The organism is Verrucomicrobiia bacterium, assembly GCA_019634635.1.
Lineage (GTDB): Bacteria > Verrucomicrobiota > Verrucomicrobiia > Limisphaerales > UBA9464 > UBA9464.
In genome coordinates this window covers 107165-119310 of sequence record JAHCBB010000008.1, presented here as the reverse complement: position 1 = coordinate 119310, position 12146 = coordinate 107165, and the positions used below count along the sequence as shown (strand labels likewise).

Sequence of the window (12146 nt, the reverse complement as noted above, 5' to 3'; positions counted from 1 at the left end):
GGACCTGTTGACCCGTCCCCACCTCTGGCCTATGGATCTCCGCGAATCCCTCTGCAAAGTACAATGGAACCATCATCCAGAATTCTCGGAGCGGTTTTCGGCCTCTTTTTGGCCGGCGCCGCCCTCGCGCAAACCGGACCGTTCGATCCCGGACAATGGCCGGCCACGATCAACCCCGACTTCCCGGTTCACTATATCGTTACGGACGACGGTCTGGAGCCTCCCGGTCCCTTTTGGGACAACTCGGCGCTGAGCATTCTGTCCGGGGGCGATCAAATCGCGGAGGACATCACCATCGGCGGGCGCACAGGCAAGAAGGTCCTGGGGAATTACCTGAATGTTGCCGACTTCCTATTCGACACCTGGGCCGACTACGACACGATTGATATCCTCGTCCAGGCGTACGGTGACGCAGGGCTGTTCGACGCGGCGGGCAATCCGAGAAATTTTAATTTCCTGACGGGCACGCTGCCGGAACTCGCCGCACCGGTCGGCGGTCAGGTGCCGCTTGAGGCCGGAAACAAGCGATGGAACTGGATTTTGTTCCGCATCCCCAATGGCGTGCGTGCTTCGGACGGCACGCGTCTGGTCGGCTCGATTCCGGCCAACGCGCAGGGCGGGTTTCAGAATGGCGGTGTCAACGGCGGCACCATCCGCCTCGAAAATGTGCCCGGATTGACGGTGCGCGTTGTGGCCTTTGGGGTGCCGGGAGCCTTCGGGGAACCGGAGGCCATCAACATCTTCCTGCCGCCGGAGGCCTGTGATCCCGAGCCGGAAACGAACCTCGCGGGGATGGACCTCGCGGCGGGAACTGCCAGCCACTTGGAAGTGATTGATCGCGGGGACCAGACGGTCGAGTTCCAGGACGACGTGGGTCCGGTCGGCGACCGGCGACGCGCGGTGCGGCCGGCCGGGCAATTCCTGAACTTCGGCATCACGGACAACTACCTTGGCCTGCCATGCAATGACCCCAAGACGGTCAAGGTATGCGTGGATTTCTACGACGATCCGGCCTTTGCCGGCATGGACGTGCGCTTCGGGCCCGAGGCCTACGCCACCGATGATCAGGGAGGCATCGGCTTTTTTCCGGCGGGGAACCGGCAGGTCCTGGAGGGCACGGGGACCTGGGTCCGTCGCTCCTGGACGGTGCCGGCGGTCAACTTGTTCGGGGTCAACGCCGCCCCCACGCACACTGCAGGGCCGCGGTTCGTGTCCGAGAACGGGCAGGTGTTTGTGTCCCGCTTTGAGATCGCCGTGCTTCGCACCGGCACGCATCCACTTGCCGGACAGGACCCCCTGGCCGATTGCTTTGAGGACCTCAGCATATGCACCGATCAGTACGGCAACTTCGCCGAACTCGACCTCCACTTGGAGATTCAGAACGGCCTGGCCGCCGGCAGCAGCGGGGGCGACCAGGAAATGATCATCGAGGAGGCCGGCCCCGCCGGTGATCGCCGCCTCGCCGTGCGTCCGGCCCGCGATGACGGCACGCCCGGTTTTGTCCACGGCTACCTCAATTTCGCCATCATTGATGAGCCTTTCGGACCGACCTCCCAGCCGCCGGCGGACCTGTCCATTTGCATCACCTACTACGATGACCCGGAGCTTGCCGGCACGCGGATCAAGCCGGAGGTGTACCGGACGGAAGCCAACGGTGTGGAGACCTTTGGGTTCACTCCGGACAGCTTCTTCGTCGAGCTCGAAGGCACCGGCGAATGGCGGACCGCATACTGGGAGATCCAGCGGGTCAAGTTCAGCGGAGTGAATCAGGGGCCGCAGGCCGCGGCGCGTTTCACCACGGCAAATGCCGGCGACGTGCAGGCCAAGATTGCCGTCACCCGCGTCCGCTACGGGGTGATCCGGCCGTGCGGCCCGTTTGCCGGCATCAATCCGCTGGAGGAATGCAGGCCGCCGGTTGAGGTGGCGCTGACGATCGAACGGGTCGAGGGCAATCTCGTGCTGACCTGGCCGGCGGCGGCCAGCGGGTTTGCGATCCAGGCAACGCCCCGGCTCGATGACCCGGACTGGGGAACGGTGGAGGCCTCGGTTGAGGTGGTGGACGGGCAGAATGTGGCCACCCTGCCCCTGGGAGACGAGGAGCGTTACTTCCGTCTGCTCCAATAGGGCCGCGAGGAGGATGGCGCGGGCGGGCCGACGCCCGCCCGCGCCCCGGATGAGGTCATCAAGCCGGAATGGACCGAAAGGCCCGCGAGTTCAGCGAGAAGGGAGGCGAACTTTACGTCAAAGCCTGAGCGGTGATACCGTCCCACCCGTGAAGGCGAGACTGACCGAACCCGAGATTGTGACGCGCAACGGCAAACCCGTATCCGTCATTCTCCCCATCAAGGACTACGAAGAGCTGCTGGAACGAGTTGAGGATGCTGGCGACGTGGCTTGGCTTAAGCGCGCCCGCAAAAAGCCTCTGCATTACCGCCCGCTGGAGGTTTACCTCGCCGAGCGCAACCGCAGGTGACGATGCATCGCGTCCTGGTTGAACGCGCCGCCGAAAAAGACTTGGTGCGTCTCTCATCCGAGATGCACGACCGCGTTATCGCGGCGATTCAAACCCTCGCGGACAATCCGCGCCCGCCCGGTTGCCGCAGACTGGCTGGCAGCAAGAGCGACTGGCGAATCCGCGTTGGGGACTATCGTGTGGTGTACGAAATTGCCGACGAGATCCGGGTTGTGCGCGTCAACCGCGTCCGCCATCGCCGCGAAGTTTATCGCTGACGGATCGAGGCATCCCCCAATCTTCCACCATCGGGCGCGATAGGACTGCATATTCATTGGCGCGGGCGGGCCGAAGCCCGCCCGCGCCTCCGATTTGACCTCTGGCCGGAACCTACGGCTGCACCAGGCGGTAGAAGGTTCTCTCCAGTGTTACCGGGAAGTAGATGCGGAACTGGCCTTCCGAGGCGAGGGGGGCCTCCGGCACCGTGGTCCAGCTTTCCGGGTCCGAAATGTCCGTCGTGGATTGGAGGACGTAGCCGGCGGGCAGGCTCGGCCACGCCACTTCAACCACGTTGCGCACCGTCAGTTCCGGCGTCTCGGGGTCCACGCCCGGAATGACCCGGAAGTCGAGATCCTCGGGTGCCACCTGACCGTTGGTGATGCGCAGCCGGTCCAGCTTGCCCACATAGGGCAGGCCCCCCGTCGGCTCGCTGCCGATGAAGAATTCTTCCGCAGTCCGCACCCCGATCAACACGCCACCCGTGTAGGGCACGGTCTGGCCGAGCAGGCCGTCCACATAGAACCGGAATTCCGTTCCGGCCTCGTGCACGACGGCGATATGGTGCCAGCCGCCGTCGTCCGGGATCACCGCCGTGGACGGCTGGTCGAGGATACCCAGCGTGGTCACAAAGACCCGCCGGTCCAGAATGGAGAACGACAGGGCGCCTCCGGGTCCGTTGCTGAAGAACAGGACGGCCCGCGAGGTCTGCGGACCAAACTTCACCCACGCCTGCACGGTGAAGTCGCCGGTGTCGAGGCTGATGGCCATGTTCGGATCCGGCACCACGACCCGGCGTCCGGCCGAGGTGAAATCCATCGAAAAATCCCCGGGACTACCCGTCGGGCTGTCCGGCGAGAACACCGGAGCCGTGCTGGACGCGAAATATTCTTCGGAGGTGATGGCCGGGCGGGAGGGCGATGTTGCGCTCTGGAACGGCGGCGCCGTTTCGTTGAAATCGTAGGCGACCAGCGTTGCGGCGAGGACGGGCTTGGGTGTCGCGGCCACGCTGTCCAGTTCCTCCGCCGTCAACAACGCCTTGTGCACTCTCACACGGTCCAGGGCCGCCACGATGGAGTTGCCCAGTCCTTCGGCGCCAACGCTCAGCAGGTTGTTGGCAAACGCCCGCATGGAGCGCGTTTCCTCGACGTAGGTCGTGGCCCCGTCCAGATGGAATTCGACCCCGACACCGGGCTCGTAAACCGCGGCCACGTGGTGCCACAAGTCGTCCTGCGGCAGAAACAGGCCGCTGTACACGTCCACGATCCCGAACAGGGTCCAGATGATCTGGGTGCTGTCCACGCCGAGCTTGTAGGAGCTGCCGTAGCCGAGGATCCCGTTGTACTGGTCGAAGTCCGAGCCGTCCCACTTCACCCACGCCTCCACGGTGAGCGGTTCGTCCGCCACGGCGAGGACGGGTCCGTCGGCGTCGTTGACGACCAGGAAGCCGGATCCCAGCAGTTGGACCGCGCGGTCGTTGGGCGCACCGGATGGCGATTCCGCGATCACCAGCGGGAGATTCTCGGGATTGGGGCTGACGCCGAGGGTGCCGACGAGGTCATTGACGACGCTCCGGGTGGTGGTGCCCGTGCCTTCGTTGAATTGGAAGTCCGCGAGCGTGGTCTGCGCGCGGACGGTGGACAGGGTGGCCGCGGCCGCCAGCAGCAGGGCGGCGACATGACGGACATGGGGTGGGTTCCATTCTACCGATCTCATGAGTTCAGGATGTGTTTTTATTGCTCCAACGCCTGCGCGCCCGGGGAATCCACGCGGTGAATTCCGGATGCTGGGGGGACGGGGGGGACGGAACGGAGGTCCCCTGCGCAGGCTCCAATGCCCGGGGACTTCCGGAGAGGGCGTGCCGGCACCGCGACGCCTCCGGCGCCAGACCATAATTGGACACCGGAAGGGCGGACCGAACTCTGATTCCTCCCGGGACTCTTTACGCCGGAGATCCGGATTGGTGCAATTTCAAACCACGATCATTGGGAGCTTCCGGGGGCGAACGGGTCCGCAAGTCTTGTGAGCTGCCCACGCGGATGGAGATTCTGGAGGAACGCTCATGGCGACCGTCGGGGCAGGGGGAGGCGTCCCTGGAGGCGGCGCAGGTCGTCGAGGTCCCCGTCGGGACGCGGCTCCTGGCCCCATGCCTCGAAGCGCTTGGGAGCCCGCCAGCGCCAGGACTCCACATGGCCGTCCACAAAGGACAGGTTGCCGCCCTGCCGGTGGCGATCGGCGGGCTGGTCAATCCACCGGCTGCCGTAGTAGCCGCCGTCGTCCTGCGTGATGCCGAAGGTCGCGTCCATGATGCCGTCTTCATGGGTGTCAATGTAGGCAAACACCGCCGCCGGCGACGGGCGCGAGGCCTCGGCGACGGTCCGCGCCGCATTCCATTCCAGCTCGCAATTCAGCCACACGCTCAGGTTGTAACTGCGCGTACGGGGGACGGGATGCCCCCGCTCCGGGCTCTGGATCCGTGAGGGATCCGCCGGGCAGCGGAATACCCCGACCGTACCGAGGTAGGGGTGGAGCACCCCGGACCGGAGCAGGTCGGGAGTGGTGTCGCGGGTGACGTCGCCGGGCGCCCAAGAGAGATTGGTCAGGGACGGTGCGTTGGTGTTGCCGACAATGTAGGTGAAGTTGTTTGGGGGCAGGCTGTCGGCGTGGTCGTGCGCATAGGCGAGCGAGGCCAGCTGCAGCTGGCGGAGATTGTTGACGCAGGAGGCCGACAGCCCCGACTGGCGGGCCCGCGCGAGGGCTGGCAACAGAAGCCCGGCGAGCAGCGCGATGACGGCAATGACCACGAGGAGCTCCGTGAGGGTGAAGCCGTGCCGGGGCGACAGCCCGGCCCGCGTCGGGACCCGCTGCCGCGGCGGGAACGGAAACGTGACGCCACCGGCCATTCAGATGGAGTCTGGCAAGAAATGCGGTCCGCGCCACCTTGGATCATGACCCGGCTCGTGTTCCGATGTCCAAAGCTCCTCCCCGTATCGCCGCAGACCGCATTCACCTTCCACCTGGAGCCCGGGAACCTGGTGCGGATTTCGCCGTCCTGGATCCGGGTCCACCGGGTCGAGGCCCCGGCGGTGTTGCATCCCGGGGCCCGGGTCGAAGTCCGGGTGCGTGCATTTGGGCTCCTGCCGCAGCGCTGGCTGGTTGAGATCGCGGTGCTGCAGCCGCCCGATGTGCTGGTGGATGTGGCCTTGCAGGGGCCCTACCGGCGGTGGCGTCACACCCACCGGTTTCGGTCCGTCCCCGGTGGCACGGAGATGACCGACGAGATCGAGTATGAACTGCCCGGGGGCTGGTTGGGGCGGCTGGTGGATCCCGTGTTCCACCGTCCGGTCCTCCGGGCCCTGTTTCGCGAGCGACACGCGCGGACCGCCCGGCTGCTGGGTGGCGGGTGACTTTCGCTGGTGAAACGGGCGGCGGATTTCGTCACCCTCCGGCCGCTCGCTATGCCTTCCAAAGTCGCCCCCGTTCCCACGCCGCCGCAGGGTTGCCCCCGGGTCTTCCGGAAACTGATGGCCGCCAATCGTTCCGAGATTGCGGTGCGCATTTTCCGGGCCGGCACCGAGCTCGGCCTGCGGACCGTGGCGGTGTATGCGCAGGAGGACCGGTTCTGCATCCATCGCTTCAAGGCCGATGAATCCTACCTGGTCGGCGAGGGCAAGGGGCCGGTGGCCGCCTATCTCGACATCGAGGGCATCGTCGCCCTGGCCCGGGAGACCGGGGCGGACGCCATCCACCCCGGGTACGGGTTTCTCAGTGAGAATCCGGAGTTCGCCCGGGCCTGTGCCCGCGCCGGCATCACGTTTGTCGGGCCGCGTCCGGAGCTGCTCGACATGATGGGGGACAAGACCGCGGCGCGGGCCGTGGCCCAGCGGATTCGCGTCCCGGTGCTGCCGGGCACCGACGAGCCGATCAGCGATCGTGACGTCGCCATGAAGACCGCGCGACGGATCGGCTTCCCGCTCATCATCAAGGCGGCGTTCGGCGGCGGCGGCCGCGGGATGCGGGTGGTGCGGCGGGAGGCGGATCTGGGATCCCTGCTGGACGAGGCGCAGGGGGAGGCGGGACGCGCCTTCGGGAATCCGGCCGTTTTTCTGGAGAAGTACATCCCGCGGGCCAAGCACATCGAGGTGCAGATCCTCGGGGACCAGCATGGCAACGTGCTCCATCTCTACGAGCGCGACTGCTCGGTGCAGCGACGGCACCAGAAGGTGGTCGAGGTGGCCCCGTCCCACGGGTTGCCGGGGGAGGTGGTGCAGGAGTTGTGTGCGGCGGCGGCCCGCATTGCCCGTGAGATCCGCTACGACAATGCCGGCACGATTGAGTTCCTCTACGACCTCGACCGGCACGAATGGTTTTTCATCGAGATGAACCCGCGAATCCAGGTCGAGCACACGGTCACCGAAGTGGTCACCGGGCTGGATCTGGTCCGCGCACAGATCCTCATCGCGCAGGGGCATGCCCTCCATTCCCCCGAGGTCGGGATGCCGCCCCAGGACCAGATCGCCCGCAACGGCTACGCGATTCAGTGCCGGGTGACCACCGAGGATCCCGAAAACCGGTTCACCCCTGATTACGGCAAGCTGCTGGCCTACCGGTCTCCGGGGGGCTTTGGCATCCGGCTCGACGGCGGGATGGGCTACTCGGGCGCGGTCATCACACCGTTTTACGACTCCATGCTGGTGAAGGTCATCGCCAGCGGCCAGACCTACGCCATCGCGCTGGACCGCATGGGGCGGGCGCTGTCGGAGTTCCGGATCCGCGGGGTCAAGACCAACATCCCGTTCCTCGAGAACGTGATCCGGCATCCGGAATTCCGCACCGGACAGGCGACCACCACGCTCATTGATACCTCGCCGGAGCTCTTCACGTTCCGGCCGCGGCGGGATCGCGCGACGAAGCTGCTCAACTTCCTGGGCAACGTGATTGTGAACGGCAATCCGCAGGCCAAGGGCTACCGGCCTGCCCGGTCGTTTGATCCACCGGTGGTGCCGGGCCCCGGGGTCGGCCCGGTGCCCAAGGGGACCCGCGATCTGCTGCGGGAGCAGGGGCCGCGGGCGTTTGCGGACTGGATCCTCAAGCAGCGCCGGCTGCTGGTGACGGACACCACATTCCGGGATGCCCACCAGTCGCTGCTCGCCACCCGGGTGCGCGCGTATGACATGCTGGCCTGTGCCGATGCGCTCGCGCGGCGATTGGGCGACTCCCGGACGGGGTTGTTTTCGCTCGAGCTTTGGGGCGGGGCGACGTTCGACACGGCGATGCGGTTTTTAAATGAGGACCCGTGGGACCGGCTGCGGCAGCTCCGGACCCGGATTCCCAACATCTGCTTCCAGATGCTCTTCCGCGGTTCCAATGCCGTGGGCTACTCGAACTATCCGGACCACGTCGTTGCCGGATTCGTCCGCCACGCCGCGGCCTCGGGCATGGATATCTTCAGGATTTTCGATTCCCTGAACTACCTGCCGAACCTGAGGGTGGCGATGGAGGCGGTGCAGGAGACCCATGCGTTGTGCGAGGGGACCTTGTGCTACACGGGGGACATCCTGGATCCGCAGCGGGACAAGTATCCGCTGAAATATTACGTCGGCCTGGCCCGGGAGCTGGAGCGTATGGGGGCCCATTTGATTGCGATCAAGGACATGGCCGGGCTGTGCCGCCCGTACGCGGCGCAGAAGCTGGTCCGGGCACTGAAGGAGGCGGTTGGCATTCCCGTTCACTTTCACACCCACGACACCAGCGGCGTCAATGCCGGCAGCGTGCTTCGCGCCTGCGATGCGGGAGTGGACATCGCGGACCTGGCGCTGGCGGCGATGTCGGGCAGCACGTCGCAGCCCAATCTCAATTCCGTCGTTGCGGCCCTGCAGCACACGCCGCGGGACACGCGGCTGGACCTCGCCGCGCTGAACGAATTTTCCGACTATTGGGAACGGGTCCGTGAATTCTACGCGCCATTCGACACGGCGCCGCGGACCGGGAGCGCCGAGGTGTATCTGCATGAGATGCCCGGCGGGCAGTACACCAACCTGAAGGAGCAGGCGGCCAGCATGGGTGTGTCGCACCGTTGGCCGGAAATTGCCCGCACCTATGCCGAGGTGAACGCCCTGCTGGGCGACCTCGTCAAGGTCACCCCGTCCAGCAAGGTGGTGGGCGACCTGGCCTTGTTCCTGTTCAGCCGGGGCATCCGTCCCGCGGACGTGGTCAATCTGGAGCCCGGGACCACGGGCTTTCCGGAGAGCGTGGTGGACATGCTGAGCGGCGGGCTTGGCTGGCCCGACGGTGGCTTTCCGGAGACGGTGCAGCGGGTCGTGCTGGGGGACCGGAAGTTTCGGGAGGCGCAGGCGGCGTATCGCGAGGGTCGGGCCGGAAACCGCGCTCCGGTCGTGAACCTGAAGAAGTTGCGCGAGGACCTGGGCGAGAAGCTCAAGCGGGAGGTGACCGACGACGATCTGTATTCGCATCTCATGTACCCGCAGGTGTTCGCCGAATTCGCGCGGCACGAGCGGGAGTTCAGTGACGTAAGCGTCCTCCCCACCCCGGCCTTCTTCTACGGGCTGCGTCCGGGCGAGGAGATCAGCGTCGCCATCGAGGCGGGCAAGACCCTGATCATCCGGTTGGTGAACGTCGGGGAACCGGACAAGGACGGCCGCCGCACTGTGACCTACGAATTGAACGGCATCACCCGCGAGGCCCACATCACCGACCGCCGGGTGAGCCCGCAGATGAAGGCGCGTGCCAAGGCCGATCTCGCCGATCCCCTGCAGATCGGTGCGCCCATTCCGGGGCTGGTGGCCACCATCGCGGTGTCGGTCGGACAGAAGGTTTCCCGCGGAGACCGGCTGCTCATGATGGAGGCGATGAAGATGCAGACCACCGTGGCGGCGCCGGCCGACGGCGTTGTGGCGGAGTTGCTGTGCGCCGTGGGCGACACGGTGGCGAGCAAGGACCTGCTGGTCCGGTTGCGGGCCTGACCGGCCCGCGGCACCGCTACACCTTCTCGACCCGGACCCGGCCGAGCAGTCCGGCGGGACGGAAGAGCAGGATCAGGATCAGGATGGCGAAAGCGATGGCGTCGCGGAGCGTGGAGGCCCGGGTGCCGGAAACGAAGGTTTCCACCAGACCGATCAGCAGGCCGCCAAGGGCGGCGCCCGGCAGGTTGCCGATGCCGCCGAGCACCGCGGCGACGAAGGCCTTGAGCCCGGGCAGGGTGCCCATCAGAGGGTCAATGCTCGGGTAGTTCATCGCGTACAGGATGCCTCCCGCGCCCGCCAGGGCCGATCCAAGGGCGAAGGTGAAGGAGATGACGCGGTCGTTGTTGATGCCCACAAGCGACGCGGCGGTCGCATTGAAGGACAGCGCCCGCATGGCGGTGCCGGTACGGGTGTGATGGACGATGAAGTGGAGTCCTGCGACGAGGACCAGGGCGACGAGCAGGACGATCAGCTGGTCGCTGGAGATGGTGAGCCCGGCGAACTGCACCTGGGTCCCCGGAAACAAGCGCGGAAAAGCCCTGGGGTTGGCGCCGAACACCTTCTGCCCGACGTTCTGCAGGAAGAGCGACATGCCGATCGCCGTGATGAGCACCGTGAGGGTGGAGCGTCCGCGCAGGGGCCGGTAGGCCACCTTTTCAATCGTGACGCCCAGCAGAGCGCATCCGGCCATGGCACCGGCCAGCACCAGCAACCCGCCGCCGATCCCGCCCGCGCCCACCCTCGGGGCCAGGTAAAACCCCAGGTAGGCCCCGACCATGAACACGTCGCTGTGGGCGAAATTGATGAAGCGGAGCACCCCGTAAACCATGGTATACCCGAGCGCGATCAGGGCGTAGATCGCACCGAGGGAAATCCCGTTGAGGATCTGCTGGAGCAGTTCGGTCACGCGCAGACGCTCCGACACTCGACATCCGCCGCCGCGAAAAACGGGGCCGGATCGGCTCCGGTGACCCCGGCGGCAACCGGGAACGGTGTGGGCGGGGTCACGGCTGGATGGTCTCCACGTACTGAAAACGGCCGTCCCGGACGGTGATGATCACCGCACTCTTGGACGCGTTGCGTTGCGCGTCGAGGGTGGTCAGGCCCGTGACACATGGGAAATCCTTCGTGGCGGCCAGGGCGTCGCGGATTTTTGCCGGTTCGGTGCTCCCGGCGCGGCGGATGGCATCGGCAAGCACCATGGCGGAGTCATAGCCGAGGGCCGCCATCGCGTCGGGCACCTGGCCGTCGTAGCGCGCCCGGAAGGCCTTCACGAATTCCTGGACACGCGGGTCGTCCGCCTCGGAGGAGTAGTGGGTGCTGTAGTAGGTGTTTTCGAGGGCTGGCCCGGCAATCTGGAGGAGCTCGGGAGCCTCCCAGCCGTCGCCGCCGAAGATGGGCACATTCAATCCCAGTTGGCGGGCCTGGGTGACGATCAATCCGGCTTCGGTGTAGTACCCGGGCACGAAGACGGCGTCGGGTGCGGCCGCCTTGATGGCCGTGAGCTGGGCCCGGAAGTCCTTGTCCTTGCTGGAGTACTTCTGCTCGGCAATCACCTCGCCGCCCGCGGCCAGAAAGGCCTTCTGAAAATATTCGGCGAGCCCGGTGCTGTACGGGGCCGAGACATCGGAAAGCACCGCCACCCTGCGAGCCTTCAGGGTGCGACGGGCGAAGTCGGCCAGCAGGCTGCCCTGGAACGGATCAATGAAGCAGACCCGGAAGATGTGATCGCCCACCTCGGTGACCCTTGGATTGGTGGAGGATGGAGACACCATCGGGATGCCCGCCGCCTGGCAGATCGGGGCCGCCTCCAGGGAGCGTCCGGAGGCGACTTCTCCCAGCACCGCCACCACCTGGTCCCGGTTCATCAGTTTCTTGACGATGGTTGCCGATTCGCCCTGCCGGGATTGGTTGTCCTCGGTGATCAGTTCCAGCGGGCGGCCGAGAACGCCGCCGTCGCGGTTGATCTGTTCAATGGCCAGCACGGTGCCGTTGTGGGAGGCGGTTCCAAAGGCGGCCTCGCCGCCGGTCAGGGAGGCGAATTCGCCGATCTTGATGGGGCCGTCCGAGGGGTCCCCATCGGGCTTGCATCCGGTCACCAGGAGGACCGCCACGAGGAGGCCGGCCAGGAAGGGGCGACGCGGGAGTTCATTGACGCACATCATGGAGAGAGAGGAAGAACTTGACGGCGCCCGTGTGACGCCGAGGACCGGGCGACGCTAGGGGGATGCCTCCATGAGGAAAAGGCGTTTGTTCGCCCCGGGAATCCGCCTGGCCAATCACCGATGTGACGACCGGATGGACCCGCACTGTTTCGCAGACGTGCCGGCCGGCCCCCGGGATGGGTGCGGGGCCAAGCGGCGGATTGCGTCCGCCTGGCGTCGGGAGGTACGGTCTCCTCGCGGCGTGAATTCCGCGGTGATCGTCCTCGGAAG

The 12146-nt window shown here is 66.2% G+C and carries 9 protein-coding genes; 5 read left to right on the top strand and 4 right to left on the bottom strand.

The annotated features are described in order from the left end of the window. Positions 1-63 precede the first annotated feature (63 nt). Genes KF791_07685 through KF791_07675 form a run of 3 tightly spaced genes read left to right on the top strand, consistent with a single transcriptional unit; the run spans position 64 to position 2730 of the window. A complete protein-coding gene (locus tag KF791_07685; protein ID MBX3732461.1) occupies positions 64-2124 on the top strand; it encodes a hypothetical protein in 2061 nt (686 codons plus the stop codon). Between the two features lie 49 nt (positions 2125-2173). Next, entirely contained in the window at positions 2174-2473 is a 300-nt protein-coding gene (locus tag KF791_07680) for a type II toxin-antitoxin system prevent-host-death family antitoxin (protein MBX3732460.1), read from the top strand. A gap of 2 nt (positions 2474-2475) precedes the next feature. Beyond that, positions 2476-2730 (top strand): type II toxin-antitoxin system RelE/ParE family toxin, encoded by a 255-nt coding sequence (locus KF791_07675; protein MBX3732459.1) that lies wholly within the window; start codon positions 2476-2478, stop codon positions 2728-2730. Positions 2731-2842: 112 nt separating this feature from the next. On the opposite strand, the gene KF791_07670 is transcribed toward KF791_07675, so the two are convergent. Together KF791_07670 and KF791_07665 are read right to left on the bottom strand one after the other, a co-directional pair. Continuing rightward, a complete protein-coding gene (locus KF791_07670) occupies positions 2843-4444 on the bottom strand; it encodes a LamG domain-containing protein (protein ID MBX3732458.1) in 1602 nt (533 codons plus the stop codon). A 344-nt stretch (positions 4445-4788) separates the two neighbouring features. Further along, a complete protein-coding gene (locus tag KF791_07665) occupies positions 4789-5631 on the bottom strand; it encodes a prepilin-type N-terminal cleavage/methylation domain-containing protein (protein MBX3732457.1) in 843 nt (280 codons plus the stop codon). Positions 5632-5676: 45 nt separating this feature from the next. Between KF791_07665 and KF791_07660 the strand changes: the two genes are divergently transcribed. Both KF791_07660 and KF791_07655 read left to right on the top strand, forming a co-directional pair. Continuing rightward, positions 5677-6135, top strand: a complete 459-nt coding sequence (locus tag KF791_07660) for an SRPBCC family protein (GenBank protein ID MBX3732456.1) — start codon at positions 5677-5679, stop codon at positions 6133-6135. Between the two features lie 117 nt (positions 6136-6252). Continuing rightward, complete coding sequence (locus tag KF791_07655) at positions 6253-9711, top strand: pyruvate carboxylase (protein ID MBX3732455.1); 3459 nt, start codon at positions 6253-6255, stop codon at positions 9709-9711. A gap of 16 nt (positions 9712-9727) precedes the next feature. Here KF791_07655 and KF791_07650 read toward each other — a convergent pair whose 3' ends face one another. Continuing rightward, positions 9728-10618, bottom strand: a complete 891-nt coding sequence (locus KF791_07650) for a branched-chain amino acid ABC transporter permease (GenBank protein ID MBX3732454.1) — start codon at positions 10616-10618, stop codon at positions 9728-9730. 97 nt (positions 10619-10715) lie between these two features. After that, positions 10716-11873 (bottom strand): ABC transporter substrate-binding protein, encoded by a 1158-nt coding sequence (locus tag KF791_07645; protein MBX3732453.1) that lies wholly within the window; start codon positions 11871-11873, stop codon positions 10716-10718. Positions 11874-12146: the final 273 nt, after the last annotated feature.

What these genes read in the sequence shown, in the direction of transcription:
- KF791_07685 (MBX3732461.1), top strand. Translation starts at nt 64, where the DNA reads ATGGAACCATCATCCAGAATTCTCGGAGCGGTTTTCGGCCTCTTTTTG.
- KF791_07680 (MBX3732460.1), top strand. Translation starts at nt 2,174, where the DNA reads ATGAGGTCATCAAGCCGGAATGGACCGAAAGGCCCGCGAGTTCAGCGA.
- KF791_07675 (MBX3732459.1), top strand. Translation starts at nt 2,476, where the DNA reads ATGCATCGCGTCCTGGTTGAACGCGCCGCCGAAAAAGACTTGGTGCGT.
- KF791_07670 (MBX3732458.1), bottom strand. Translation starts at nt 4,444, where the DNA reads ATGAGATCGGTAGAATGGAACCCACCCCATGTCCGTCATGTCGCCGCC.
- KF791_07665 (MBX3732457.1), bottom strand. Translation starts at nt 5,631, where the DNA reads ATGGCCGGTGGCGTCACGTTTCCGTTCCCGCCGCGGCAGCGGGTCCCG.
- KF791_07660 (MBX3732456.1), top strand. Translation starts at nt 5,677, where the DNA reads ATGACCCGGCTCGTGTTCCGATGTCCAAAGCTCCTCCCCGTATCGCCG.
- KF791_07655 (MBX3732455.1), top strand. Translation starts at nt 6,253, where the DNA reads ATGGCCGCCAATCGTTCCGAGATTGCGGTGCGCATTTTCCGGGCCGGC.
- KF791_07645 (MBX3732453.1), bottom strand. Translation starts at nt 11,873, where the DNA reads ATGTGCGTCAATGAACTCCCGCGTCGCCCCTTCCTGGCCGGCCTCCTC.